Here is a 26,094-nt window from a genome sequence, read left to right as displayed (position 1 = left end):
GCATGGCGGAGCTGATCAAGGTCGAATACGCCCGCACCGGCAAAAGTGCCAGCAGCAACCAACTGGGCATGCGTGAGATGCAGGCGCGTGCCTACGAGAAGGGCGATAGCCAGTATCTGCTGCTGAAGGCGCCGCCAGCTTCAGGCAAGTCGCGGGCGCTGATGTTCCTGGCTCTCCACAAGCTCAATCGCCTGGGGCTACGCAAGGTCATCGTGGCGGTGCCCGAGATGTCCATCGGGGCCTCCTTCAAGGATACCAACCTCACCACACACGGCTTCGATTGGGACTGGCACGTTGAGGACCGCAACGACCTGTGCCGGGCCGGCAACGACAGCGGCAAGGTGGACGCCTTCTGCCGCTTCATGGCCGACCCCAAGGACCGAACCCTGGTCTGCACCCACGCCACGCTGCGCTACGCCTTCGCCAAGCTGAAGTCCTCGGACTTCGACAACTGCCTAGTGGCCATCGACGAGTTTCACCATGTCTCGGTGGACGAGAGCAACAAGCTCGGCGGGCTGATCGACGACCTGATCCAGCTCTCCACCGCGCACATCGTCGCCATGACCGGCAGCTACTTTCGTGGAGACGCCGCCCCGATCCTGCTGCCCGACGATGAAGCTCGCTTCGACAAGGTGACTTACACCTACTACGAACAGCTCAACGGCTATCGCTATTTGAAGTCCCTGGGTATCGGCTACCACTTCTATCAGGGTCCATACATCAATGCCGTCCATGAAGTCTTGGACCCGGACAAGAAGACCATCGTCCACATCCCCAACGTCAACAGCGGCGAGAGCACCAAGGACAAGTATGGCGAGGTCGACTACATCCTGGACGCGCTGGGCGACGTCGAGGTGCAGGACAGCCGCACCGGCATCGTCACCGTGCGCCATTCCAGTGGCAAGCTGCTGAAGGTTGCCGATCTGGTGACCGATACCCCCATCCGACGCGATGTGCAGGAATACCTGCGCAACGTGACCAAGCCCGAGGACGTCGACGTCATCATCGCCCTGGGCATGGCCAAGGAGGGCTTCGACTGGCCCTTCTGCGAGCATGTGCTGACCATCGGTTACCGCAACTCGATGACCGAGATCGTCCAGATCATCGGGCGTGCCACCCGTGACAGCGAGGGCAAGGCCCACGCTCAGTTCACCAACCTGATCGCCCAGCCCGACGCCGATGATGATGACGTGAAGGTGAGCGTCAACAACCTGCTCAAGGCCATCACCGTCTCGCTGCTGATGGAGCAGGTGCTGGCCCCCAGCGTGTCGTTCAAGCCGCGCTCCAGGATGCGTGAGGGCGAGAAGGCCGAGCCGGGCACCGTGATCATCGAAGACACTCAGGCGCCGGTCTCCGACAAGGTGATGGGTATCCTGGAGTCCGGCGGGCAGGAGGACATCATCGCGGCGCTGCTTCAGAAGCCCGAGGTGGCCGCCGCTGCGGTGACGGAAACCACCGAGCCCGAGGTCATCAACGAGGTGGAACTGCCGAAGGTCATCGAGCGACTGCACCCTGACCTAGACGATAACGAGCGTGAGGTGCTGCGGGAGACCGTGCTGACCACGATGGGCGCTCGGGCCACGGGCGGCCTGTTCAGCGAAGACGAGCTGCCCGAGGGTGCCGAGATCCACGAGCCGGGGCAGATCTACGGCACCGATGAGAATGGCGTGCCTGTCGATCCCAGTGCCGCTCCGGATGGTCGGGATCTCGGTGATGACGCCAATGACGGCGAGCCCAAAGGTAACCGCCAGTTCCTCAAGATCGGCGAGAAGTTCGTCAACATCGAGCACCTGAACATCGACCTGATCAACCAGATCAACCCCTTCCAGGGTGCCTACGAGATCCTCTCCAAGGCGCTGACGGCCCCGGTGCTCAAGACCATCCAGGACACGGTGGTTGGCAATCGCACGCAGATGACCGAAGAAGAGGCGGTGGTGTTGTGGCCCAAGATCGTCGCCTTCACCAAGGAGAAGGGCCACCCGCCGTCGGTGCACAGTGATGATCACATGGAGGTCCGCTACGCCGAGGCGTTGGCCTATATCCAGCAAAAGAAACGGGAGAGGATGAAGGGAGCGTCGGCATGATCCGGACTCGCCGCGAGCCGCCCAAACAGCGCACTCTGGACGACATCTTCGCCGAGACCGATGAGCTGGGCCTACTTACCGTTGCACCGCCCAGGTCGTTGGCACCGAGTGCTGATCAGCGGCTAGTGGCGACGCTTCACAACATCGAGGCATTCGTAACCCAGCATGGGCGCGAACCACAAGAAGACGCGAAAGACCTCAACGAAGCCACGCTAGCCGTCCAGTTAGCCGCTCTGAGAGGCGATCCTGCCAAGGTAGAGGGATTGGCTGCCTGGGATACGCTCGGCCTCCTGGGCGACTCTATGGGTGATGCTGTAGATGTCAGCCGCGACGACCAGCCTGCCATGAGCGATGGAGCAGGACAGGGGGGCGGTAGCGCCGCATCCGAGGCCACCTCGTCCTCGCCCAAGGAAGCGACCGTCACACCCGACAGCGTCACCTCGCTGGATGACATCTGGGACAGCGACACCCTCGGCCTGCTGAGCGGCGGGGATGAGAGCGTCGAATCCATCTTCGACCTGACCCATGTGCCCGAGCGCAACGAGCGGGAGATGCCGGACGAGATCGCCCAGCGTGCCCACTGTGAGGACTTCTATCGTTTCGAGAGCCTGTTCGACCAGGTGCGTGAGGAGCTACGTGAAGGCGATGCCGAGGCAGTGCCGTTCCAGATGGAGTCGCAGATCGACGAGGGCGACATGTTCGTCCTCAACGGCATGCTGTGTATCGCCGATCAGGTAGGCACGGAGAGCGTTGGTGCAGGTCGCAAGTTCAACCCTCGTTTGCGGGTCGTGTTCGACAACGGCACCGAGTCCAACCTGCTCCTGCGTTCGCTCGCCAGGGCGCTCTACAAGGACGAGACGGGGCGGCGAATTTTGCGTCCTGACAGCACCTTCGACTCGATGCAGGGAATCACCCACCACGACAAGCGCACCGGGGTCATCTACATCTTGCGCTCGCTCAGCCAAGATCCAGCGCTACGGGGTATCCGCAACCTCCACAAGATCGGATACACCGAGAAGGAGCTGGACCAGCGTATTGCCGGTGCAGAAAGGCAGCAGACCTATCTGGAAGCGCCTGTGCAGGTCGTGACTTTCTTCGACTGCTACAACCTCGACCCGCGTCGATTTGAGCGCCTGGTCCACGCCATGCTTCATCATCAGCGAGTCAACGTGCTGCTGCATAGTCGTGATGGCAGCACCTATCGACCCCGTGAGTGGTTTGATGTCGAGTTAGATACCGCTCGGGAGATTGTGAAGCGGATCGTGGATGGGACGATTGCGCAGTATCGAATGGACAATACAACAGGGCGGCTTGTTAAGAAGCGGTAGTTATATTCTCCCGAGGGCACGTGATGGCTGCGAAGAAGCGAAAGAAAGCGAGAATTTCTGATGTGGATAGACTGCAATCTCAGCTAAGTGCCCTCAAGAAGAACTTGCCGAACTGCAAGAGTGAGGAATCGAGGTCGAGGACGAAACTCAGGATTTTTGAGGTTGAGCGAAAGCTGAAGATTGCAAGGGGGAATGTGAAGTCCGGACTGGCTGGCAGGGGAGTGAGTATCGTCCCGGGAGGCAGTCCTGGACTTGGGAAGAGGTGAGATTTCAATGCCTAGTTATTGGTGCTTGAACGATATACTGCATAACAGCGATGGTAGGACTTATCGGGCTGGTGAATTGGTTTTCCTCGAGTTTTTGCCTCCCACGATATCGTCAGGCGCATTTTAGACGGCATGGACTGGAGGAATGAAAAACAAGTAGTTGTCTAGTGCAATAAATCCGGCAACGAAAGTCGCTGCCGGGAAGAGGCTTCGGTAATGTTTCGCCTCAGACTGTATGAGGAATAGCGCTTTGTTGATATTTGCTGTCATCAAAATTCACAGCGCTTTGATAATCGCCAATACCATATTCCCCTAGTTTGGCCTCAATATTTCCCATAATCATATCCCTGACTATTTCCTGCCCCCGCTCACTAACTGAGAATTTATCAAAAAACTCACTCAGGCTTTCATTGAATTCGTCGTCATTATCACCACTAAACTCCAAGCCGTTCTCGTCAATTTCAAAAGGCACGCGTTCGAATACCATGGCCTCTCTACTAATACCCTGCTTAGTAGCCATCTTACTTGGATCAATCACAATATCGACATCAAAGAATCCGCTGTTCCATCCTTCCTCAGTATAAATGCGAGGATCCACAGCGACGATCACTTCGGGAACATTGATTTCATCAGTCATTACTTCTTCAACAGATCGGGAAAGATCAGATGTGTAGTTTGGAACTTCTTTCTCGACATATTCCTGCCATTCATCTGCAATCATCACGGAGAAGTTACTTTTATCAAAGGTGTAGATACGGTACAAAGCATCAGTATCTTCATGCCATTTTTGAATGGTAGACACATAGCCCTCAAAGGAACCCACATGTCTGCCATTTACCTCACAACGCCCAGTCCCGCAATAGGACGGTGTGTCGCTATCTTTACTTCCATTGAAGCAATGGACCTCTAAGCTGTTGCCAGAAATTGAGATGCGGCTCATATTTCATTTCTCCTTTGTGCATTGATGATATCAAAGAGTGTCGATAGAAAACACTCTCAAGATTTAGGGGTATTCCTATTCCTTGGGTTAATTTTTTTCCAGGGGTTCTTTCGGAAAGCTATCAACTGTTAATTAAGAATGTGGCATCTATGAAAAGCGATTCCAACATGCTTCCTCGCCCTTACAAAATCAATCACTGCCTTGAGGATTACGGCTGTTTCACGAACATTGGTGAAATCATGCTGAGCATCATCAGGCTGAATTGCTAAAGTTAAAAAATCTATAGCTTCAGGCTCGGTGAATGAAGGCAAAGATTTGTCTGGTCCAGCACTAGTTAGATATTCAGTGATATTCCGCTGTAGCTGGTCTTCAAGTGTCATGTCGTATCTTCAAATTGTGGTTCTATTTTATTCAGATGATTGGTCATGAGTCAATGAGCTAGAAGAAAATAATGACAAACAGCTTGAGAAATACCTGTAATGGAATTTTGATTCCATTGCTTTCGATTTCTTTGCTTTCCTGATCCATCAGTAGGGGGCTGGAGGGAAGCGTAAACACAACCTATGGACATGTATTTCCTTAATCTGGGTATTCACGGCAATGGCCTTCACCAGAGCGCCTACAAGCTGGTTGATGCCTTTGCCAATACTGCTGCTGTGGCCATCATGAAGGCGGATGAGGTGCCGGGGTAGCCGTGGAGCTAGAAAAGACTGCTTAAGCTAGCCAGGCGTATCGAAAAATGACTTTAGGGATAGTGTCCACGAATGAGGTTTTGGCCTTTCCCCAGAATGACTGGTAAGCCACAGTGCCGAATCGCCTGCATGGCTGGACGGAGCAAAAACACTATAATTGGTCATTCGAACCATCTGATGATTCACTCTACACGCTGAGGATAGGGGCTCCGACCTCATCACTGTCGGGTGAAAGGCTGGGTAGGATCGGGCCGAATTCGTAAATCAATTCATACAGAAAATGCTTTTCGCGATCCGTCATGGTGTCCAGATCGATATCGAACCAGTGTTCGGTGTACCACAGGTGAGCTTCGTTATTCGTTATCTCGGCATCCGAGAGGCCATGCAGAAGGACGCTATTGTTGAGTTGCGGATAGTCAGCCACTTTTACTCTGGCTTTTCTTGAGATCGGAGTGAGACGGGTAATAGGGCGACCCCATGTATACGGTCTCTCAGCGCTATACGTCTGAAAAGTTCGATATCTCGGCACCAAGGGGCCAAATTCATTGATCAGGCTATTTATCAGCTCAATCTCATGATCCTTGAGAGAACGAATCGACACATACTCCCAAGTCGAGCTGTAGTGCTCGTATGCGTCTTGACGGGAAATGACTTTCTTGTCAGGAAAACTCCACAGGATGATGCGAAGTGAGATATAGTCATCTATGCGTATCATGTTATCCATCTCTATAGCTCACAAGATGCGGAAAAATGAAAAATGGCAATAACCTAGCCCTGGAAGTGATTTTGCACCGTGTTGAGGCTTGGGCAGGCTCCAGGTCAGCGGCTGAACAATGGTACAGGGAGACACCCATCCCGTCGTTGGGAAGCCTCACAGCGCAGCAGCTGGTCGACAAGGGGAGGGTGGCCGAGGTTCTGCGCTACCTTGAGCGCATAGAGCAGGGCGGTTACGCCTAGGAGTGCCCGTTGTGATCAGTCATGATCCGGCCCTTGGATCTCGCCTACGTCGCGCTCAATGGCCCTGATGGTATGCAGCGATTGACCGATTGCTCTCATTTTGGCAGCTTCCTTCAGAGTAGCAAACACTTCTTCCCCATCGCCCACTAGGCAGTAAAGTGAATTTTTTGTTTTCACTAGCCCTGTCTCTTCATCAAAGTCTGTCACTGAGCTGGTGAACACATAGTCACCATACTGCCATCGACACTTGTAGTCGCTAACCACTGTGCCATAAAGAAAGTGAGTTTCTTGGCCATCGAGATCGATAGAGACAAGCTCCCACTCCTGGACAATGCAGGCTTGGTTACGATGCCTGCTAGCTGTTTCTTCCCACGCAGGTAGAGCTTTGATGGGATTTGGTTCTTTCATGATCAGTACCATTTTAAGGGTCAATAATGACTCTAGCAGAAATCACGAAAATGTAGAATAAAAATCGCTCTTCTTGGTTCTTCAGCTGTAACTGATCATGAGTGATAGCTTAAGCCACTGTCTACGATCTAATTGATCACATATGATCAGATATAGTGCTCATGCTATTAACCAAGAGGAGTTAATTGTAATGGTGGCTTCCCTATTCTCGATCACCAGTTAGGAGCCTGGCGAATCATGAATACCATTTCTCGATTTTTCGATATTCCTCAACAACATCTCCATGACCCAAGCTGACTAGTAGTTTGCACAGCACCTCATCTGCATCAACATGTCGCTTATGCTGATCCACAACCAATTCTTGCAGCCACGAATTGTACTCAGCTGACCTATTCTGAATCGCCACGAGCTGTTTGATCGCTTCTTGCTTGTCCATTTTTGTTCACCCTTAGCGTTTTGAACGCATAAAAGCCATTAAGTCATTATACAGCTTATCTTCATCATCCCATATGTTGTACTCGCGACCCGATGAAAATTCCTCAAGCCACGGCGTGCGGTGCAGTGCAAGCAGCCAGTCGTAACCTCCATTCAAGACGCCGTTTAGAAGGTTACTGTGTAGGTGTTTGACAGCTTGTTCGGGACTGGCTCCTGTGCCGTTAAATTCCCCAGTGGACTCGCCGAGGGGTACAGGCAGTTCATTTACCAGCATTGCTTTCCAGAAAGGCTCCCCATCTAGATTGAAAAACAAGGCAAACTCCTTGCTTCCTGGTTTCTTTTCGATGCATTCAATAATTAATTAATTGAGATTTGTCATGACTCGTCTCGACGCGGGATATCCCGCATGGCTGGTAATTTGCCACCCAAGGCCGCAAGCCGTCGCGCAGCCTGGACTCGAACATATGTTTTGATCGCTTCACGGAAAAGCGCTGATGTGCTGTCTACACCGGGATCAGAAAGATCCATGGCTTGTTTATACAGGGCATCATCAATGGTGACCGTGGTTCTCATTATCCTCTCCATTTCATTTTGAAATCATAACGACACATGTGATTCCTATATTATGAACTCCCTGATCCACATATGTGCCTGTGGTTGACCTCTAACTGAACTCCCCGCGCTTGATCCTGCCGAGCACATCCCGCACCATGGCTCTACCCTGAAACGTGTCTAGAAGATCGACGGGGCGCGACCCTGACAGCGCTGGGATCTCGCAACTAAACCACCCTCTGACGATGTCGTCGCTGTCGAAAATCGAAGAGCTATACGAAAACAGACGCAGTAGGTCAAGGATCTGTTCACTCTGCATCTTACCAATAGCTGCTTTTTTGTAGGTGCGGTGAAGATTGCTAGGTGTAGTCCCTGCTAGCTCTGCAACCAGCTGTTGGTGCCCGCCAAGCAGGGCAACAGTCTGTCGAACTACCTGTCCGGGGATTCCTGTTCTGACAGCATGGATGAATGCCACGTCGTCACACAGAACATCCGGAGGCAACCCATCTACATGAAGGACCTTCATTTCCAGTTATCGGTATTGCGGCTATGATAAGTGTATAGTAGTAGGGGGAACGGAATTACGACAGGAAGCTGACCACAGGCCTTGCCATGAACCAATACCTTGAAATGATTTTGATAGCATCGCCTCTCTTGGGCCTGGGTGTGCTGGTGGCGCTTGCAGCGTGGCTATCATATCGCAATTCAAAAAAGTGATTTTTTCTCACATAGGAGCCTCAACATGTCAGGGCTAAGCCTAGCGGTTACGCATCTTAACGTTCCCTATGGAGACGTCGTTTCTGAGGAAGAGCTTTCGCTCGCACTGCGTTACGGCACAACCCAAATCGATGGTATTTCGGAGTCGTCAGCGGCAATTATAGCAAGTGCTTTTGTCGAGACGACACCAAACCTGCTAATGCGGTGCATTAACGAGGCAGGCGCTGATATAAGATCGGCTAATGAATTATACAAAGAGTCGCTCCGAGACAACATGCCGCGATGTCCGGAATGGGAGGACGCTGTCAAGCAATTCCTTGATGAACCTCTTGAGAGGCTGAAGGGAAGCGTGGGAAAATATCATCGACCATTTGACCCAGCAGATGACTGACGACTATACGCTGATGATGAGTGGCCCTATCTCATCACTGTTAACCGTGAGGCTCGGCAGGATCGGTCCAAACTCAAAAATCAAGTTGTTCAGAAAGTGCTTTTCATGTTCACACATCGTGTATAAGTCGATGTCGAAATATTGTCGCTGTATCAGCTAAAGTATCATTTATATCTGTCATTTCCTCAGTAGCGATTAAGTCTTGGCGAAGAACACTTTTGTGGAGTTGTGGATAGTCTGCCGCCATTACTGTGGGGGGGTGGGCGATACGGAAAAGATTAATGATCGGCCGACCTAAGGTGTAAGGCAATCATCACCTTAGGTCTGGAATGCTTGATCTGAAATGAAATGCTATAAGGGGGTGACCATGAATCAGACACTACTCTTCATCTTGTTCGGGCTGGTCTGCCTACTTTCGACTAAGAGGTGACTGTGGGGGCTTGAACTTGGCGTGGCGGCCGGATAACTCTGACGACAGTAAAATAGGCCGCCTTAGCCCGCCTGTGGTGTTCAGACGTTACCCGCTGAGTTGCAGGCTTTACTGCGCTCAGTGCCAATGGCAGTCCATATCAAATGATCAGCGGCTCCTTAATTCAGGAAGAAGGCTTCGCGTCCAGCTAATTTCTTGATATATCTGATGAAGTAATTCACGTGAATTAGTGTCGAAACTATCTGTACGGCCAGCCGTGTTGAAGAGAATTGTTCTGAGGTTTCCTTCATCAAATATAAAGCGTATTCCTCCAATTTCCAAAGTTTCTTCTATATCCCCAAGGTGCACGTCAAGAGTAATTAAGTGCCCATCCTTAAAAAGACCGATTGAATCGTGCTTGACGCAGCACCTAAGAAATTTGTAATCAAGTGCCTCTCCTTTGAATGTTATTACTTCATGCTTTTTAATGGCGATTTCTCTCATGTTTTACCTTTTCGATGGATGTAAGCTGTAATGATTAGCTCTATTCGTTTAGTTCATTAATGCTCAGTGCTTGTCCTTTGATATTTACAGCTCCTTCTAGGCATGTCAAAGAAATTTATGGATAGGATTTTGCAATGGAATTTATTCGTGTACTATGGAGTGGCTGAGATTTTGCTCGAATGTCATTTATTATTTGCAATATTAAATAGTTGGCACTGGGCTTCCCGAGAGATAATGTCCCACTAGGGAAACGCTGCATAAATTCCGCCGCTGCTGCCTTGTGGCAACCGGCGGGGTAGAATCTGAGCTTCCTGCCACCGTCTGACAGAGCCACCCGATGAAGCAGATCTCATTCGCCCAGGCTGAGCACCAGAACAAGAAGAAGGTCACCCGTCGAGAGCGATTCCTGGCCCAGATGGATGCCCTGGTGCCATGGCAATGACTGGTCGACGCCCTGTCGCCGCCCTACTTCCCCAATGCAGCGGGCAAGCGGGGCCGACCGCCGATTGGCCTGGAGCGCATGCTGCGGATCTACTTTCTTCAACAGTGGTATGCGATTGCCGACGAGGCGATCGAAGAACCCACCTATGTACCAGGCCATGTGCGATTTCATCGGTATCGAACTGGCCATCGAGAGCGTGCCCGATGTCACCACCCTGCTTCGTTTCCGTCATCTGCTCGAGAAGCATGTCCTGACCCAGCGGATCTTCGAGGAGATCAATGCCAGCCTGGCCGAGGCAGTAGTATTAATAGGTATAAAGTCTGAAGTTTGGGTGCCTAGATCGTATGGTGTGAGATATATTTTTTAAAACAAAGTGCTTAAATATTTAAAATTGATTGCCTGCCCCTGATGATTCGATAGCAGCATTCATGTCCTCAATGGAGACGGGGGATGAGGGCTTCTTAACCATGCCTTTCAAATCAGAAACCGTGTGTGTGGATGCTATAAAGAGATATTTGCCTTCTGCGAGAGGTACAAACTCTAGTCGATCACCAGTTGATAGGCCAAGCGAAGCCCTCACCTCAGCAGGTATCGTCACCTGACCCTTGGATGTAACGGTCGCGGTTGCCATGACAGATTTCTCTACCGCAATGAACATTCCTTATTTTAGTGCAAAGAGAGTGTCGCCGCTACCTCGGCCAACGTCGCCGATATCACCATGTCCGGCGCCCTGGTCTGGGAGGATGACAAGCGGGTATACGGCGATGCGGGCTACACCGGCATGTGGAAGCATCTCGACGAAGAGAAGATGCCCCGGACTCCCGGAGCTGTGTTGCTGCTAAGCTGGCGCTCTCAAGAGAATGCCAAACAGCCCCATGAAAAGGCTGCTACTGGCGATCAAGAAGGCCAAGTCCAGCATCCGAGCCAAGGTCGGCACCCGTTTCATGTCATCAAGAATCTCTTGGCTACTGAGGAGGTGCGCTTCAAGGGGCTGGCGGAGAACAAGGCGCAGTTGTTTATCTTGTATGCCCTCGGCAATCTGGTGCTGGCAGGACGATGCCTGGCTCATGTTGACTGGGCCAGTTTGTCTTGAATCCGGCCTCACAGCTGGAAAACACGGCTATTAGGGAAAAACAGACCACCTGAGGTGGTCATGAAATGACCACTGAGACGATGATCTGACTAGGCTGAGCGGTTCAGCCAATCAGAAGCGAATTGTTCAGCGGTTCCCTTAGTCTCTCCAATGATTCATCTTTTTAGAATATGTGTAGCTAGTGATTTTTTCTATATCAGAAAAAATCGCTTCTAAGCCTTGATTCAGCGGATTCCCAGCTTGAATTCGGCGTTCTACCCAGCATATCCACTCCGCCAGCGCTTTCTCTCCCACCTTGCAGTCTGGAGTGATGTCGACCTGCTTGAGGGCTTCTAGGAAGTTACGTGCATGCTCGTAATGCTGCCATGTGTCGGCAATTTCGAGAAACCGTTGCCACTGATTGTCGTCACGCTTGCGAGCCTGCTCGACCAAATAGCGCTCATGGGCTGCTATGTCAGCAAGCCGCTTTTGCTCCAACCTTTCCCGTGTCTGCTGTGCTAGTATCGGAGCAACCTGTCGTAGTGTCTTGAAAATCTCAGAAAGAAGCTCTTCCATGGGAGATTCGTCAGTTTCCAGCCATTGGGTCTTGAAACCTGAAGGAAGGTAGCGCTTGACCTCAAAGATGAGCTTTCCCGTGGGCTGAAGCTCCTGCCGCCACTCCTTGTCTCCGGGCCTGTGCCAGCGTTTCTCAGTATCGGTTAGTGGGCGGCGAATCTGTTTTTGCTTTTCGCGAAGTTGAAAAGGGATCTTCTCCCCTTCTAACTCGACAGCCAATGACCTGCGTTCCTCTTCCAGGGCTTTGCCTCCTACATTCTCAATAGCTTTGAGAAAAGTATCCAAAATGCGATGGCGGCGTCGATCCATGGGGGAGAAGGGTGTAGGAGGGAAATTAATCCAGTGGTGCTGCTTGGCTTCCTCCTCCCTCTGCTTGTGTTCCGCAAGCCAGCCCGCGATGATCCGATGTGCACGCCCCAGCTTAGCTGGTACCACCAAGTCATCATCTCGCCTGGACTTGGTAGTTTTTGTTGATACCACTGCATCCAGATCGGCTGCTGGATGAGTTGTTGTACTTGGACCTTCTTCATGGCAGGAAGGTGCTGGCTTTTTTTTGCGATGGACGGTAGGAGCAATAGTTACCCATATTGACTCCGGAGATGATTTAGGAAGTTTCGGTTGATGCACGGCCTTTCCAGCGGCGACGCGTGACCAGTGGCCTGAGGTAGGGGTTGGAATATTTGCTCTTTCACAAATATCCTTAAGCTTTTGGCCCGAAACGCCATACAGTTGTGCCAAGTGGCTCATCGGACGCGACCACACCTGTTCGTAAAGCCTCTCACGCTCTACTTTTGTGACTGGCATATTCAACCTCCTTCCATAGTCTGCCTACCAAAAACCATAAAACACCTGTTTAAGCACTCGAATAATGCAGCAAAGGACCTACTACTGATGTACCTGCTGAACCTAGAGGCTGTGGTATCAACGCGATTTATCGTTCAGGCTATTGATCATGATGGTAAGGAATGCACTCCCCGCAGGGTGATGGAAGTCGTCGTGTCGTGTTTACTGCAACAACTGACATTATGGCTGATTGATCATCGATGATGGTGAACATGTTTTCCTTGGGCGCTCCTGACAAGCCTTCTAGTCTAGCGACATATTTAGACACGATGGTTCATGGGTCAGCCATGGTCGATGATGCGTTACATACCCTATATCCTGTTGCTGGTCACTATCCCAGCTAAGATGGCACGTTGGAAAGAGGCTGGAGGGCGGTCAACTTGGCACGATAGCTCACCGGAAGCGAAGAGCCCGTAGGGTATGGAGGATCCTCGGCTCTATCCAGTTTGGCACCCCCAGCTGGGCAGGATTGCTCGCCTCTCACCTCACCAGCCGGGTGCGTTGCCTACACCACATCCCCCCCAGGTCCCCATGGGGCATGAAGGTATTCCGTGGCGCATGAAGGTATTCCGTGGCGCATTCTGCGCGCCGATAGCTGATAGTTGGGCCGAGAGGTAGGGAGAATCCACGGCTCTATCCAGGTTGGCAACCTCAGATAGGCCCGATGGCCCGCCTCTCGACCCACCAACCAGGGTGGGTTGCGAATACCATATCCCCCCCCAGGTCCCCATGGCGGATGAAGGCATTCCGTGGCGCCAATCAAGGCATTCCGTGGCGCAGCCCGCTTGCTGGAAGGTGAAAATAGGGCCGTAGCGTATGGAGGATCCTCGGCTCTATCCAGTTTGGCACCCTCAGATAGGCCCGATGGCCCGCCTCTCGACCCACCAACCAGGGTGCGTTGCGAATACCATATCCCCCCAGGTCCCCATGGGGCATGAAGGCATTCCGTGGCGCCAATCAAGGCATTCCGTGGCGCAGCCCGCTTGCTGAAAGGTGAAAATAGGGCCGTATGGTATGGAGGATCCTCGGCACTATCCAGCTAGGCACCCCCAGCTGGACACGATTGCCTGCCTTTCGCCTCACCAGCCGGGGTACGTTTCCTACACCACATCGCCCCGGGTCCCATCTGCGCATGAAGGTATTCCGTGGCGCAGTCCGCTTGCTGGAAGGTGAAAATAGGGCTGTAGGGTAGGGAGGATCCACTGCCCAATTCCTGTGGGCTCCGCTCAGCTCGGCACGATGGCCCGCTTTTCACCTCACCCCCTCGGTGCGTTGCCTACACCACATCGTCCCAGGTCCATCTGGGTGTGAAGGTATTCCGTGGCGCATTCTGCGCGCCGCTGGCTGAAAGTTGGGCCGTGGGGTAGGGAGGATCCACGGCTCTATCCAGGTTGGCACCCCCAGATAGGCCCGATGGCCTTCCTCTCGACTCACCAAACAGGGTGCGTTGCCTACACCACATCTCCCCAAGTCCCCTCTGCGCGTGAAGGTACTCCGTGGCGCAGCCCGCTTGCTGGAAGGCGAAAATAGGGCTGTGGGGTAGGGAGGATCCATGGCTCTATCCTGGTTGAGCCAACTCGGCTGGGCCCGATGGCCCGCCTTTCGCCTCACCAACCGGGGTACGTTGCCTACACCACATATCCCCAGATCCCCATAGCGCGTTGAAGGTATTCCGTGGCGCTCCCGCTTGCTGGAAGGTGAAAATAGGGCCGTAGGGTAGGGAGGATCCTCGGCTCTATCCAGTTTGGCACCCCCAGCTGGGCACGATAATTCGCCTCTCACCTCACCAGCCGGGGTGCGTTGCCTACACCACATCTCCCCAAGCCCCCTCTGCGCGTGAAGGTACTCCGTGGCGCAGCCCGCTTGCTGGAAGGCGAAAATAGGGCTGTGGGGTAGGGAGGATCCATGGCTCTATCCTGGTTGAGCCAACTCAGCTAGGCCCGATGGCGCGACTCTCGCCTCACCAACCGGGGTACGTTGCCTACACCTGAACCGCCCCGGGTATTCTAGACATCCGTCAGGCTCTGGGTGTAACACCGCTCGTACTCGATGGGAGACAGCCCATCGCCCTCAGGGTATTCGCGGCCGCCGAAGATCCCGAAACATGAGCAGAGCCAGCGTCAGCGCCGTAATCGGCAATACGAAGTAGAGCATCACCACGCCAAATCCAGGCAGGGCATCGTGGCGTGCCGCTGCCAGTAGCAGATAAAGGGTATATGCCAGGTAGTACCCCAAAAAAACGCCTCCTTCCCAGCGGCTGATCTGGCCTCCGGTAAAGCAGATCGGTAGGCACGCCAAGGCAACCGCGATCATCACCGGCAAATCGAAACCGATCATGGCTTCCGAGAGAGCAATACCTGAGGGAGCCAGCAGGCCAGTGAGACCAAGAACGCCGAGAATGTTGAAGACGTTGCTGCCCACCACGTTGCCCACGGCGATGTCGCGTTCACCGCGCAAGGCCGCGATGATTGAGGTCACCAACTCGGGTAGCGATGTGCCCGCAGCGATAATGGTCAGCCCGATCACCTGATCACTGACTCCCAGGTAGGCGGCGAAGGCCACGGCACCCTCGACAAACCAGCGCGAACCGATCACCAGCAGGCCCAGGCCGCCCGACACCAGCAGCAGGTCAATGACCCAGGGCGGTGAGGTCCTGGTGGTGGATTCAGGACTGGCAGCACGCCTGCCCTGACGCAGCAGGAAGGTCGTATAGGCGGCGAGAGCGGTCACGAGCACCAGACCATCGAAGCGTCCGATGGCCCCGTCCAGCGACATCAGTAGCACCAGCACCGACAGGGCTACCATCAGTGGGATATCGATGCGCACCAGTTGCTGGGCCACCGCCATTGGCACGATCAGTGCCGAGAGGCCGAGGATGAACAACACGTTGAATATGTTGCTTCCTACTACATTGCCCATGGCAAGCCCGGCTTGACCGTCCATAGCCGCCTTGAGGCTGACTGCCAGTTCCGGCGAGCTGGTGCCAAAGGCGACGACTGTCAGGCCGATGATCAGCGATGAGATACCCAGGCGGGCGGCCAGCCGTGAAGCTCCCCGGACCAGCCCTTCCGCTCCAACGATCAACAGCACAAGCCCAACTACGAAAGCGGCGATGGTCATTCCCGTATCCCCTTAGCCTAGTGAGGAGCCACATCATGCCCGTTCTTCATCCTAGGCCAAGCGTCGGTGCGCGCAGCGGGAATCTCCAACCGAGTCGCTGGGGGGGGATAAAGGGGCAGCTCGTGGTTGCTGATGCAGGCTTCATCGGAAGGTATGTTGAGCGGAGGTATACATAGCGGGGATGACGTCGTCGGGACTCCGTTTCCTCCTCTGGTAGCCAGGTTGCCTCCAGCTGCTTCTTATACCCCAGGCAGTGAGGCACTCGCGGGTGCCTCATTTGTCGACCACCGACTGGTCTAGCCTTTACTGTAGTAATCGACTCTGCCGCCGCAGGTGCTGACGTAGTCAGTCAGATTGCCTCGGCGGTCATGCCAATACATGGTTTTGCAGCGGGAACCATATCCATTGCTGGTATCGACATCACTTGGCTTGCCAAGGATATCGATGACGTCCTTCTCTTCCATACCAATCAGGATGATTCCGCGACTTCGAGCCTTTACCAAGTCATTCCGGCTGATCCCCATACCTCTGGCGCGGTCTGCTACCGAACTCGGGCCTGAGGACGGGCGCATTGACGTGCTGCCTCCAGTATTTTTCTCGCCACTAGAGCGTCTAGTGCTAGGTAGCGGGCGAATAGGGTGCCGCTCAGGAGCTGAATAGCTAGAAACGCCGCTACCCTGGAAGGCCTCTCCTCCCGGACATTGATCGCTGTACGAGCCATCAGGGCACTTCATGACCTGGGCGTGCACGGCCAGCGGCATTAAAGCTATAGCCATCGCGATGAGTCGCATTCTGTCCTCCTTGGCAAGGCCGTTAGGGTAGCAGCTAGCACGGCGTATATTTTCCTTCATGGGCAATGGATTACAGGATATGTCGGCAATTTCTTACATAGACCTCCTCCCACCTATGACCGACGTAGCACCAATTTGACACGACTCAAAGCTACCATTCGCTAATCGTCTGAAGGTTGATTAGGCTGTCATGTGAAAGTATGTATCTGCCTGATGCCGCTGTGTCTCTAAATGGCGACGCTTTGGGCTTCCATGGAAGGGGAGGCGTTTGCTCGCGCCAGGATTCCCTAGCGGTAGCGTGCCTGCTCATATGAAGGGGATGCGTTCAAACTCGGTGTATCAGGTGAAAGACACGGAACGACTCAAAGCGATTATACAGGTAATGGTTGGGGCCACCTAAATCCGGATTATGCAGCTGTCACGATGTCCGGTATTATACTGTCAAATTTTAATTAATTTTAATAACATAAATAATGTTTACGTACGGTACAATGTTGCTGAGCGCGCGTTAGCATGCAAGCGGAATATTAAGCATGCTATATAATACGAGCGTTAATAAGCAAAGAGTTGGTGGGTTCGGGAAAGAGAGGCTGTATCGGTATAGCTAACATGCAAGGCGGATACGTTGATACAGGGAAAGCTCAGTAATGCTCGCGATCAGGAATTTAGTAGTTCAAAAAGTTAGCTCATTGGCCAAGGTGCGCTGATAAATCATAATCAAGAGGTAGCCATGCTTAAAATTACTGGACTTGAAAAGTTGCAAAAAGAGCTAAAAGAAGCAGAGCAAGCATTGAGTGAATTGGATGGCGAGTTGGGCGTCGTTAACTTTGACCCTCATGATCCTGCCAGTATTGAAGCTGCTATCCAGTCAGTGAATCGAATGATTGATAGTCGTGTTGAACCGCACGTCGATAACCCTATTGTCGGGTCGCTTGCCGATCAAATGAAAGATAGCTATAGAGAAAACATTCTCCAAAAAGCCGCTGAGGCCCGATTGCAGGCTGACGAGGATAAATGATGGCTCACGATATTTTCGCAGAAATTAACAACGCTGTTTTTGACTTACAAAATTCGCAGTTACAGACGTACGAACGTCCATTGAAAAAGCTTGCCCAATTGTTGCGGCATCCTGATCTTGAACCTTACAACGAGGAACTGACGAAAGGGGTCGACCTCGATGCTTTCATTGCGGAAAGCGAAAAAACTGGGGGTAGCATGGTTGGAAGCGCCCAGCTTGCGTGGCCAGATGACCCCAACAAAACGATGGGGTTGACGTTACTTTTGATCGAGAAACTAGCCGATGATCCTAGTTACGCTACCAACTTCGCCCATCATTTTTTCTATTCTGGGAAGAAAGTCATCGCCGGTATTCATGCGCTTACTGGGCAGCTTATCATCCCCTTCGTTCGTGATTACAAGAGCTATGTTCAATCAAAGGGAAGTGCTGAAACTGTGTTGAAGCCACCATTCTCACGAAAGATATTTATTGTTCACGGGCATGACGATGGTGCGCGCGAAACAGTGGCTCGCTTTCTGGAACGTATTAGTTTGGAGGCAGTCATTCTCCATGAACAGGCCAATCAAGGAAGAACCATTATCGAAAAGGTCGTTGCGCACAGCGATGTTGGGTTTGCGGTAGTCCTTCTCACACCAGATGATGAGGGCTGCGCAAAGGGAGGTAAACCCGAGCCACGGGCTCGGCAGAATGTATTATTGGAACTTGGCTATTTCATTGGCCGCTTGGGCCGAGACAAAGTATGCGCCCTCAAGCGCGGCACGTTGGAAATTCCAAGTGATTTTGCAGGTGTCGTCTGGGAGACAATGGACAGTAATGGTGGCTGGAAGCAGGCACTTGCGCGAGAACTTGAAGCGGCTGGTCATAGTATAGATTGGAACAAAGTCATGCGCGCTTGATATGCGCGCGCTACCACCGAAAGAGCGTTGTAGCAGTTATAGTATATGGTTTTTCTTCGCCTAGATTTATTAATGGACGGTATTGATTTCTAGAAGACATCAGAAGCTTATCAGGGAAATGCTTTAACAAACCCAGCCAGAGGAACTTCCACACTGCGTGTTCCAACTCATACTTGCTACGCTTCACATCAGCAAAAACTAAATTAATGCTTCTGGCTGCATGCTGGAATTCAGTTTTCTTTGATGGAGCACGGCCAAAAAAATCCCCCTGCTGCCAATGGAGTAGGCCAAGTCCAGCCCCACGAGTGGCCAGAGGTCTTGGCAGGCGATGCCTCCTGCACGATACTGTATAAATATCAGGTATCGATAGGAGGCCATCATGTCCCACGACGCGCTCACCCGTGCCCATCCGGCACCGCCGTCCCTCCCGCTCCCTTTTCCGTTGACGCTCACGCGTGGCGGGCTCTCTGGCTTTCCCAGCCCGGCCCAGGACTACGAGGGCCGCACGTTGGACCTCAACGAACGGCTGGTGAAGCGAGCGTCCTCGACCTTCTTCATGACGGTGACAGGCGACAGCATGGAAGCGCTCGGCATCCATGCTGGCGATCTCCTTGTGGTCGATAGCGCTATCGAGCCGAGGCCGGGACACATCTTGGTGGCGTCAGTGGAAGGGGAGCTGGTGGTGAAGCGCTATGAGCTGCTGGGCAATCGCCCCTACCTAACCTCAGGTAACCCCAGCTATCGACCGATCCCGGCTGCTGACCTGGAGTGCCAGGCATGGGGCGTAGTGCGTGCCGTGGTTCATGAGTACCCGGTGTAGCCTGGAAGCCAACGCTATGATCGGGCTCATCGACTGCAATAACTTCTACGTTAGCTGTGAGCGGGCCTTCCAGCCCCGTCTGGAGGGTGTTCCCGTGGGGGTGCTCTCCAACAACGATGGTTGCGTGATCGCACGCTCCAATGAACTCAAGGCTCTGGGCGTGGAGATGGGCACGCCGGCCTTTGAGCTGAGGCCGCTGCTGCGTCAGCACCGGATCCAGCTGCTGTCGTCTAACTACGAACTCTATGGCGACATGTCTGCTCGGGTACAGCATGTGCTGGAGGAATTCTCGGCAGGAGTCGAGCCGTATTCGATCGATGAGATGTTCGTGCGCTTCGACGGCTTCGCCCCAGGCCAGATGCATGCCCATGCGCAGGAACTGTTCACCAAGGTACGGCGCTTCACGCATATCCCCGTCAGCGTTGGAATTGCCCCAACCCGCACCCTTGCCAAGCTGGCCCACGGGGCGGCCAAAAAGATACCGATCTATGGCGGCGTCTGTGTACTCAGTCCCGGCAGTGCTGAGTGCGAGGCGTTGTTGCGGCAGGTGTCGCTAGGTGATGTATGGGGTGTGGGACGTCGGCTGGTCGAACGGCTTGGCCTGCTTTGCATGCAGACGGCATGGGACCTGGCACAAGCGGAGCCGAAACAGATTCGCCAGCGCTTCTCGGTGACCCTGGAGCGTACCTGCCTGGAGCTGAAGGGCGTTCCCTGCATCGAGATGAACGACCCGGGGGAGGCGCGTCAGCGGATCATGACCTCGCGGTCCTTTGGCCGTCTAACCGACAACCGGCAGGAGATCCACCAAGCGATCCGTCAGTATGCTCAGCGCAGCGCCGAGAAGCTACGTGCTCAGGACAGCGTGGCGCGTGCCGTCTACGTATTCCTCAAAACCAACCGGCACCGACCTGACCTTCCGCAGTATTCACCCAGCGCGATTGTGGAGCTGCCAACGCCCAGCGACGATAGTCGAGACATCCTGCATGCCGCCAGCCAAGCATTCGATGCCATCTATCGTCCATGTTACCTGTTCATGAAAGCGGGTGTGATGCTGGTCGATCTGGTGGATGCCAACCGGCAACAGCTCTCGCTGCTGGATACTACGGAGAGCCGAGCCGACCGTGAGCGTAACGACCGCCTTATGGCGACCCTCGATAACCTCAACCGCCGGATGGGTCGCGGCACCGTGACGTTTGGGCGCCCCTCACCTGGTGCTGCCTGGCATCTCCGTTGCGCTAACCGCACACCGCGCTGGACGACGCGCTGGGACGAATTACCCAAGGTGCGCTAATTCCTCACTGGCACAGCAGGTCGCTAGTCTGGATCTCCTGCACCCTGGCGGTACCAAGTCCGTTAACACGGGTAAGGTGATCAGCAGATGCCCACGGCCGCGCTTCCACGATGTCCTTGGCTCGGGCAGGGCCGATGTGAGGCAGCTCATCCAGGCGCGAGACACTGCTGGTGTTGAGATCGATGCACTCAGGTGTCGAGGCGCGGGGCACCGAGGTCCCGTCAGTGGCGTGCTCGGGGTGCAGCTTGGCACCGCTCAGGCCGACATAGACCGGTGCGTGGTCGGAGATGCGGTCACGGGCCTCCTGGTGGCCCATGGTTAGGAGGTCCGGGAAGCGCAAAATGCCGCGATCGGATGAATCCAGGACAGAGGCGTCGTACCAGATGTTGTCATAGAGGTTACTGTAGCCACCCGCTGTGGTGGAAAGGGTAGTGAGCCCGTCGGTGATCGCTGGTTCCGCGCCGAGCCTTCTCAGTGGTGCCCAGCCAGCGTGGTCCGGAGCCAGATTGAAATCGCCCATCAGCAGCCGTGGGGTTCCTTGTGCAATCTCGTCCAGCCATTGCCAGTAATCGGCCAGGGCCTCAATCTCCGGGAGTCGGTGACTGACGCCGTCGCCGTAGACGACATGAACAGTGGCGGTGGTGAACACGTCATCAGTCTCCAAATCACGGAAACGAGCCGCATAGGGCTCACGGCTGAAGACATCACCGTGATCGAGGAACACCACCGCGCTGTCCGAATAGGCGACCTCGCTCTCGCGCCAAAGGAAGGCGTAGTGCTCGGTGTACGACGAGTGGCCCAGCTCACGGCTGGCCATGGAGGACCAAGCCTCGCCGGAGATGGCTTCAACTTCTTGCTCTAGTCGGGCCAGGGCCGAGGTATCCATCAGCTCTTGGATCGCGAGCAGGTCGAAGTGGTTGGCCACATGGGCCACCTGAGGCATGGCCTTGTCGTTGTTCCAACCGAGGTGCTTGATGTTCCAGCTGCCCATCAGGACATCGGCCTGCGTGGACAGGGGGAGGAGGGCCAGCCAGGCCACGAACAGACGAAGGACCATTTCCAGTGTGCTCCATGCGTGAAACGAACTATGGTCGTTGGCGCAGGGACAAATATCAATCGGAGCCCGAGGTAACAGGCTCGATCAGTTTGGGATCGTTCTCGGCGGGCTTGTTGACTCGAGATGACACTGGCCAGTGAGTGATGTGCTCAGCGCTCAGGTGATGAATGATCTGGCGCAACGTCTCGCGTTCGGTCATGTCCGAATCGAGCCATGGCTCCAGGCTCTCGTCATCTAGCACTAGCGGCATGCGGGGATGGATCTGCTGGGCAACTCCGCGAGCGGGTTCGGTCAGGATAGCGCAGCCGGGTGCACCGTCTGCGCGTTCGGCCCAGATGGCTGCCAGCCAGATGGGCTCCCGATCCTCCCGGCACAGGAAGTGAGGTTGCTTGTGACCATCAACTGCCACCCACTCAAACCATCCATCGGCCGGTACAAGGCAGCGATGATGGGAAAACGCTCCTTTGAAGTAGCTGGAGGTGGCCACCTTCTCGACAGTGGCATTGATCGGCTCGGGGGCGTTCTCCTTGGCCCACTGAGGCTTGTAGCCCCACCATACCTGATCAAGCAGCAGAGGAGAGTCGTTATCACGCCGTCGGGCGGCAGGAATCCAGGTGCCGGGAGGGATGTTATAGCGTGCCTGCCATTGCGTCTTTGCTTCGGGCAGACCGAGGCGACGCGTGATGCGCGGAGGATCCGAGAACAGCGCGAAGCGTCCACACATGGGTCAGTCGCTCCTGTTGATTTCATCGGCCTCGACCAGCAGCTGGCTGATCAGCTGAGAGGCATTCTGCCCCGACGCCTTCTTGAGATGGTTGAGTGCCGCCTCGGCGTCGAGTGACAGCTCGATTATCATGGTTTTGGTCGGTGCTGGGGCAAACGCGGTACCCGTGTTTGCCAGCCAATGACGGAGTTCCACCAGTCGAGACACGCCGATGCCTGTTGGTTGACCGCGTTGGATCCTGCCGTTCTCCCACGCCTCAACCAGGGCCTCTCGGCTAGTGATACCGGCCTCACTGAGGCAGTGCATGGTGCGAGTGCTTAGCCCCTCGTGCCAGGGCGGAGCCTGCTGGGCGATCTCGGGCCAGCGACCGATCCAAAGCTGGATGGCACTGGTCGGCTTGCCCATCGCATCGGCAATGTCGTCGATGGCATAACCCTGCTCCTTGAACTGCTAGGCTCGCCTCGCGAGCGTCTCGACTCGTATCATGATGAAGAGCCTCCCTGCTGGTCACGATGTCAGCATAGCAAGTGCTGGGATAATAGAGGGACTGATCGTCGTATAAGACGAGGAGCTAAAACACTCGGGATGTATATGGTGTGCTGGTGTGAGATGATTAATTTGGCTTATTAAAGTAAAAGACAGCTGACGAACCTAATCCGTCATGCTGGGAAAGGCTGCGAGCACGTTCATATTGGGATATACAGCATGCATGATAATTGGTGTTATACTTCTGAGCTATGCTTAATTCATAAGGTTTTCAATGGGGTAATGGATGGTCGAGCTTGCAGAATAACGCTGTTGAACGAGCGTGCGAGTTCATGTTAAATATCGAGCAAGCGTCCTAATATCTGTTGGTTGAATTGATGAGCTATTTTCATGCAATCAGTCTGGCCGATTTTCTGCCCTGTAATAATTTTGCAATCGCTGGGCGGATTTGGTCACCGAATTATCTAGCTTTTATTGAACCAGGTTTGGGGGCAGTACATAAGCCTGTCGAAGATTTTTCGATTGAAGATCTTCGCCAAAACGGTTACCAAGGTGGCGCTGTAACCCCCAGAAGCGCAACGACCTTGATCAAAGCGGCAATGTTGCGGCGAAGGTTACACATGGTGGATGGCCACGGGAACGAGATCCTTGTATCTGCACAGGAAAAGCAGAGAATTCTGGAATTGTCTGAAGCAGAGTTGTCGCTGGAGCAATTGAGGAGATCGGATTACCCAGACAAAGTTAGTCGGCTTTCATGCGTTTGGTTAGCAGATGAAAACGAAGAGGGAGCCAAACACATTGAGAGAATGCTGGGAGATCAAGTTTATATGGTCAGCGTGAAAATCACCAATCAGATTGCTCTCTCGAAAGTTAACACACACTGGTTCGATGAGTTTATCAGAACAGGTGATAAGGACTACGCACATCGCTATTGGGCTGGGGATGCGGCTCCACATGGCGGCAGTTGGGAGTATTTACTCGATGGGGAAATTGTTATTTCCGATCCTGAACAATTGGAATACATTCGAAGTTATGGGAGTATGCTGCCATAAGTCACACAACAATCGGCTGCAAACCGACCGGGTTTCGACGCTTCGCGACTCCAAAACGGCACGTGAGCCTGGCGTTGGGTTGTTTGCGAGAGGAGTCACATGACCGAAACCTCGAAAGTGATGACGGAAAGAATTGTATATTCGGGCTGGGACTTTCAGCAGGCCCTTTCAGCTCTTACTTTTCTACTTGACGAATGCGACTTTGAGCAGGAGTATAACTATGTCGACTTGAGAAGATTCCGTTGCTTTGAAACCGCCATGATCGTCGCATTTTCACGCCCGTTTAAAGTAGGGCGCGGAAGGAGGCCGTTTGATCTAGAAGTAATTGGATTTGAGATGTCGACGGCGGAAATCGGGCTTAAGAAAAAAATACTATACCTGAGGGATAAATCAGTAAGCCATTCCGACGAAGAAGAGATGGAGTTTCTCATATCTTCAATTAGGCCTTGCGATGATCATGGAGTGAGGATGCCCTTGGAGCGCTTCCAGGAGGGTCTGCAATTTGACGAGAGGGAGTTAAGAGAAATCGAGGGACTTATTCGAGAAATACTTCGCGCTATTGCGATATTCAAATTTGATTTCGTCCAGGCGAACCCTGATGAATTTGATCGAATTAAAAGTAAAAAGCCCTAACAATCAGCATAACGGTGAAAACCGCGCCAGCCCAGTTTCGCGTGTGCTGGGCGTTATACATCTGAAAATCTAAATGACCGCTTTTGGCAGAATGACGTCTTTCAGCCTATGCTGATGAATATATCACGTCAGCTCGGGACCCTCTAGCAATGTACAGGCAAAGACGTATGCGCGTTTATCCAATACCAGAGCAAGCTACCTAATCACCGATAGTTTTTCAACGTGAGGAACACATGGACCCAATTTCAGCCTTGTTTGCAGCGGTATTGGATAGCACTTCAAGTGCTGTGAGCAATCATATGCAAGAGTCGTTGGGAACAGAGGTTAAAACTGTCGTAGTTGATCACCAAGATCAGAGCATTTCGTTCCAGCATCAATTGTGGCGCATACGTGACAAATCTGTCTGTGTAGACAAAAGAGACAGAATGGCCGATTTCTCCAAGTGCACCTTGGCAGCAAAGGAATTCTTTGTTGATGCATGCCGTTATCTTCGCGAGAGTCGCGGAAGCGGATTGAAATACGACAAGACGAAGAATATGTACTGCGCAGCGTCTGGCTCCTTCAGACCTACCATTGCTTTTGTTGCCCCTGCCAGCCAAGCCTCTCCACTTGAGTTGGCGAGAAGGGAATGCAACAGACTGGTTCTTCAGCAATCGGCAAGCGCTGAGGCCCGCGAAGAGGCATGTGAACGCTATCGAGCGTTAAAGAGTCAGGAGCAGTAAAAGTAGGGCGCCCATAACTACAGGCATACTCAACATGATGCCTTTTCCAACAATTTTCCAGTGAGATACAACCTTGGATCATTCTTTGTTCATCAATGAAGTCTTGAGACCGTTGTGGTGGGTCATTCCCGTTGTCTTTCTGATTGGTCTCATCAAGACACCTTGGTTTAAAGGCTTGTGCGGTGAAGCTTTGGTTAAAGCGGCCGCCAAGTTTCGGTTGCCAGCTGAGACATACCGGCCGATCCACAATGTTACACTGCCTACGCCGGACGGCTCAACTCAGATTGATCATATCTTTGTGTCTCGATTCGGGATCTTCGTCGTGGAGACAAAGAACATGAAGGGTTGGATCTTTGGTGAAGAACATCAGGCACAATGGACCCAAAAGATCTATCGGAAGTCTTTCAGGTTCCAAAATCCGTTACGCCAGAACTACAAACATGTAAAGGCTTTGGAGAAAGGCCTCGATGTTCCTTCGGCAGTCATTCATTCTATTGTGGTGTTTACTGGTAGTGAGAAGCTAAAGACCAAGATGCCGAAGAACGTCACACGTGGCGGCGGTTACGTGAATTACATCAAGTCGTTTCAGGAAGTCGTTCTATCTGAGGCGCAGGTTCAAGAGGTCTTCACGAAAATCCAGGCGGGAAGGCTTGCTCCCACACGAGAGAGCCACCGAGCACACGTTGCACGGCTTAAAACTCGTTCTGATCCTAATGCGCAGCGCAAATGCCCCAAGTGCGGTAGCAGCATGGTATTGCGGACATCGAAAAGGGGTAAAAATGTTGGGAATCAGTTTTGGGGGTGTACTGGATACCCGAAGTGCAAAGTCGTGCAAAGCCTCAGTTGAGCACTATCCAAAAGAACCTTT

Annotated in this window: 30 protein-coding genes; 14 read left to right on the top strand and 16 right to left on the bottom strand. The window is 53.3% G+C overall.

Going from position 1 to position 26,094, the window contains the following annotated elements; translation table 11 throughout:
• Positions 1 to 2 precede the first annotated feature (2 nt).
• Positions 3 to 2,084, top strand: a complete 2,082-nt coding sequence (locus QLQ86_RS17155; RefSeq protein ID WP_282817788.1) for a DEAD/DEAH box helicase — start codon at positions 3 to 5, stop codon at positions 2,082 to 2,084.
• Positions 2,081 to 3,412 carry a GIY-YIG nuclease family protein gene (locus QLQ86_RS17150; RefSeq protein WP_282817787.1) on the top strand — a complete coding sequence of 444 codons (1,332 nt, stop codon included), beginning with the start codon at positions 2,081 to 2,083 and terminating at the stop codon, positions 3,410 to 3,412. The genes QLQ86_RS17155 and QLQ86_RS17150 overlap by 4 nt, the downstream gene beginning before the upstream one ends.
• 492 nt (positions 3,413 to 3,904) lie before the next feature.
• Here the strand turns inward: QLQ86_RS17150 and QLQ86_RS17145 are convergent, their stop codons facing one another.
• The 3 genes from QLQ86_RS17145 to QLQ86_RS17135 all read right to left on the bottom strand — a co-directional run bounded on the left by QLQ86_RS17145 (position 3,905) and on the right by QLQ86_RS17135 (position 6,034).
• On the bottom strand, positions 3,905 to 4,618 hold the full coding sequence (locus QLQ86_RS17145) for a hypothetical protein (protein WP_282817786.1): 714 nt from the start codon (positions 4,616 to 4,618) through the stop codon (positions 3,905 to 3,907).
• A gap of 128 nt (positions 4,619 to 4,746) precedes the next feature.
• The gene (locus tag QLQ86_RS17140; protein WP_282817785.1) at positions 4,747 to 4,998 is read right to left on the bottom strand and encodes a hypothetical protein; all 252 of its coding nucleotides are present in this window, start codon (positions 4,996 to 4,998) and stop codon (positions 4,747 to 4,749) included.
• A 499-nt stretch (positions 4,999 to 5,497) separates the two neighbouring features.
• The gene (locus tag QLQ86_RS17135; RefSeq protein ID WP_282817784.1) at positions 5,498 to 6,034 is read right to left on the bottom strand and encodes a hypothetical protein; all 537 of its coding nucleotides are present in this window, start codon (positions 6,032 to 6,034) and stop codon (positions 5,498 to 5,500) included.
• 26 nt (positions 6,035 to 6,060) lie between these two features.
• Here QLQ86_RS17135 and QLQ86_RS20180 point away from each other — a divergent pair, with 26 nt between their 5' ends.
• Complete coding sequence (locus QLQ86_RS20180) at positions 6,061 to 6,267, top strand: antitoxin Xre/MbcA/ParS toxin-binding domain-containing protein (RefSeq protein WP_407650113.1); 207 nt, start codon at positions 6,061 to 6,063, stop codon at positions 6,265 to 6,267.
• A 15-nt stretch (positions 6,268 to 6,282) separates the two neighbouring features.
• Here the strand turns inward: QLQ86_RS20180 and QLQ86_RS17130 are convergent, their stop codons facing one another.
• From QLQ86_RS17130 to QLQ86_RS20175, 5 genes are all read right to left on the bottom strand, one after another.
• A complete protein-coding gene (locus QLQ86_RS17130) occupies positions 6,283 to 6,675 on the bottom strand; it encodes a DUF6957 family protein (RefSeq protein ID WP_282817783.1) in 393 nt (130 codons plus the stop codon).
• Between the two features lie 235 nt (positions 6,676 to 6,910).
• A complete protein-coding gene (locus QLQ86_RS17125; protein WP_282817782.1) occupies positions 6,911 to 7,111 on the bottom strand; it encodes a hypothetical protein in 201 nt (66 codons plus the stop codon).
• A gap of 12 nt (positions 7,112 to 7,123) precedes the next feature.
• A complete protein-coding gene (locus tag QLQ86_RS17120) occupies positions 7,124 to 7,423 on the bottom strand; it encodes a hypothetical protein (RefSeq protein WP_282817781.1) in 300 nt (99 codons plus the stop codon).
• Between the two features lie 62 nt (positions 7,424 to 7,485).
• Entirely contained in the window at positions 7,486 to 7,683 is a 198-nt protein-coding gene (locus QLQ86_RS17115; protein WP_282817780.1) for a type II toxin-antitoxin system VapB family antitoxin, read from the bottom strand.
• 91 nt (positions 7,684 to 7,774) lie between these two features.
• The gene (locus QLQ86_RS20175) at positions 7,775 to 7,981 is read right to left on the bottom strand and encodes an antitoxin Xre/MbcA/ParS toxin-binding domain-containing protein (RefSeq protein ID WP_407650116.1); all 207 of its coding nucleotides are present in this window, start codon (positions 7,979 to 7,981) and stop codon (positions 7,775 to 7,777) included.
• A 423-nt stretch (positions 7,982 to 8,404) separates the two neighbouring features.
• On the opposite strand from QLQ86_RS20175, the gene QLQ86_RS17110 reads away from it, so the two are divergent.
• Positions 8,405 to 8,770 carry a hypothetical protein gene (locus QLQ86_RS17110; RefSeq protein ID WP_282817779.1) on the top strand — a complete coding sequence of 122 codons (366 nt, stop codon included), beginning with the start codon at positions 8,405 to 8,407 and terminating at the stop codon, positions 8,768 to 8,770.
• Between the two features lie 577 nt (positions 8,771 to 9,347).
• Here QLQ86_RS17110 and QLQ86_RS17105 read toward each other — a convergent pair.
• Positions 9,348 to 9,683 carry a hypothetical protein gene (locus QLQ86_RS17105; RefSeq protein ID WP_282817778.1) on the bottom strand — a complete coding sequence of 112 codons (336 nt, stop codon included), beginning with the start codon at positions 9,681 to 9,683 and terminating at the stop codon, positions 9,348 to 9,350.
• Between the two features lie 587 nt (positions 9,684 to 10,270).
• Here QLQ86_RS17105 and QLQ86_RS20170 point away from each other — a divergent pair.
• Entirely contained in the window at positions 10,271 to 10,492 is a 222-nt protein-coding gene (locus QLQ86_RS20170) for a transposase (RefSeq protein ID WP_407650115.1), read from the top strand.
• An 18-nt stretch (positions 10,493 to 10,510) separates the two neighbouring features.
• Here QLQ86_RS20170 and QLQ86_RS17095 read toward each other — a convergent pair whose 3' ends face one another.
• Positions 10,511 to 10,756 carry an AbrB/MazE/SpoVT family DNA-binding domain-containing protein gene (locus QLQ86_RS17095; protein ID WP_282817777.1) on the bottom strand — a complete coding sequence of 82 codons (246 nt, stop codon included), beginning with the start codon at positions 10,754 to 10,756 and terminating at the stop codon, positions 10,511 to 10,513.
• Positions 10,757 to 10,843: 87 nt separating this feature from the next.
• On the opposite strand from QLQ86_RS17095, the gene QLQ86_RS17090 reads away from it, so the two are divergent.
• The gene (locus QLQ86_RS17090) at positions 10,844 to 11,218 is read left to right on the top strand and encodes a hypothetical protein (protein ID WP_407650112.1); all 375 of its coding nucleotides are present in this window, start codon (positions 10,844 to 10,846) and stop codon (positions 11,216 to 11,218) included.
• Positions 11,219 to 11,356: 138 nt separating this feature from the next.
• On the opposite strand, the gene QLQ86_RS17085 is transcribed toward QLQ86_RS17090, so the two are convergent.
• From QLQ86_RS17085 to QLQ86_RS17075, 3 genes are all read right to left on the bottom strand, one after another.
• A complete protein-coding gene (locus QLQ86_RS17085; protein WP_282817776.1) occupies positions 11,357 to 12,577 on the bottom strand; it encodes a ferritin family protein in 1,221 nt (406 codons plus the stop codon).
• Positions 12,578 to 14,686: 2,109 nt separating this feature from the next.
• Positions 14,687 to 15,736 (bottom strand): calcium/sodium antiporter, encoded by a 1,050-nt coding sequence (locus QLQ86_RS17080; protein ID WP_282817775.1) that lies wholly within the window; start codon positions 15,734 to 15,736, stop codon positions 14,687 to 14,689.
• Positions 15,737 to 16,032: 296 nt separating this feature from the next.
• Positions 16,033 to 16,527 (bottom strand): hypothetical protein, encoded by a 495-nt coding sequence (locus tag QLQ86_RS17075; protein ID WP_282817774.1) that lies wholly within the window; start codon positions 16,525 to 16,527, stop codon positions 16,033 to 16,035.
• A 730-nt stretch (positions 16,528 to 17,257) separates the two neighbouring features.
• Between QLQ86_RS17075 and QLQ86_RS17070 the strand changes: the two genes are divergently transcribed.
• From QLQ86_RS17070 to QLQ86_RS17055, 4 genes are all read left to right on the top strand, one after another.
• Positions 17,258 to 17,545 (top strand): hypothetical protein, encoded by a 288-nt coding sequence (locus tag QLQ86_RS17070; RefSeq protein ID WP_282817773.1) that lies wholly within the window; start codon positions 17,258 to 17,260, stop codon positions 17,543 to 17,545.
• Positions 17,545 to 18,441, top strand: coding sequence for a nucleotide-binding protein (locus QLQ86_RS17065; protein ID WP_282817772.1), 897 nt, complete (start codon positions 17,545 to 17,547; stop codon positions 18,439 to 18,441). The genes QLQ86_RS17070 and QLQ86_RS17065 overlap by 1 nt, the downstream gene beginning before the upstream one ends.
• 379 nt (positions 18,442 to 18,820) lie before the next feature.
• Positions 18,821 to 19,261, top strand: coding sequence for a LexA family protein (locus tag QLQ86_RS17060; RefSeq protein ID WP_282817771.1), 441 nt, complete (start codon positions 18,821 to 18,823; stop codon positions 19,259 to 19,261).
• Between the two features lie 16 nt (positions 19,262 to 19,277).
• Entirely contained in the window at positions 19,278 to 20,552 is a 1,275-nt protein-coding gene (locus QLQ86_RS17055) for a Y-family DNA polymerase (protein WP_282817770.1), read from the top strand.
• Positions 20,553 to 20,556: 4 nt separating this feature from the next.
• On the opposite strand, the gene QLQ86_RS17050 is transcribed toward QLQ86_RS17055, so the two are convergent.
• Genes QLQ86_RS17050 through QLQ86_RS17040 form a run of 3 tightly spaced genes read right to left on the bottom strand, consistent with a single transcriptional unit; the run spans position 20,557 to position 22,738 of the window.
• Positions 20,557 to 21,609 (bottom strand): helix-hairpin-helix domain-containing protein, encoded by a 1,053-nt coding sequence (locus QLQ86_RS17050; protein WP_282817769.1) that lies wholly within the window; start codon positions 21,607 to 21,609, stop codon positions 20,557 to 20,559.
• 55 nt (positions 21,610 to 21,664) lie between these two features.
• Positions 21,665 to 22,333: an SOS response-associated peptidase gene (locus QLQ86_RS17045; RefSeq protein WP_282817768.1), complete on the bottom strand. Its 669-nt coding sequence runs from the start codon at positions 22,331 to 22,333 to the stop codon at positions 21,665 to 21,667.
• Between the two features lie 3 nt (positions 22,334 to 22,336).
• Positions 22,337 to 22,738, bottom strand: a complete 402-nt coding sequence (locus QLQ86_RS17040; RefSeq protein WP_282817767.1) for a hypothetical protein — start codon at positions 22,736 to 22,738, stop codon at positions 22,337 to 22,339.
• 458 nt (positions 22,739 to 23,196) lie between these two features.
• Between QLQ86_RS17040 and QLQ86_RS17035 the strand changes: the two genes are divergently transcribed.
• The 4 genes from QLQ86_RS17035 (at position 23,197) to QLQ86_RS17020 (ending at position 26,073) form a co-directional block, all read left to right on the top strand.
• Positions 23,197 to 23,871: a hypothetical protein gene (locus tag QLQ86_RS17035; protein ID WP_282817766.1), complete on the top strand. Its 675-nt coding sequence runs from the start codon at positions 23,197 to 23,199 to the stop codon at positions 23,869 to 23,871.
• 99 nt (positions 23,872 to 23,970) lie between these two features.
• Positions 23,971 to 24,504, top strand: a complete 534-nt coding sequence (locus QLQ86_RS17030; RefSeq protein WP_282817765.1) for a hypothetical protein — start codon at positions 23,971 to 23,973, stop codon at positions 24,502 to 24,504.
• Positions 24,505 to 24,737: 233 nt separating this feature from the next.
• Positions 24,738 to 25,226, top strand: a complete 489-nt coding sequence (locus tag QLQ86_RS17025) for a hypothetical protein (protein WP_282817764.1) — start codon at positions 24,738 to 24,740, stop codon at positions 25,224 to 25,226.
• A 73-nt stretch (positions 25,227 to 25,299) separates the two neighbouring features.
• Positions 25,300 to 26,073 carry a nuclease-related domain-containing protein gene (locus QLQ86_RS17020; RefSeq protein ID WP_282817763.1) on the top strand — a complete coding sequence of 258 codons (774 nt, stop codon included), beginning with the start codon at positions 25,300 to 25,302 and terminating at the stop codon, positions 26,071 to 26,073.
• Positions 26,074 to 26,094: the final 21 nt, after the last annotated feature.

The sequence above is a fragment of the Halomonas rhizosphaerae genome, assembly GCF_030012485.1.
GTDB lineage: Bacteria > Pseudomonadota > Gammaproteobacteria > Pseudomonadales > Halomonadaceae > Halomonas > Halomonas rhizosphaerae.
This window is presented reverse-complemented; position numbering and strand designations above follow the sequence as displayed.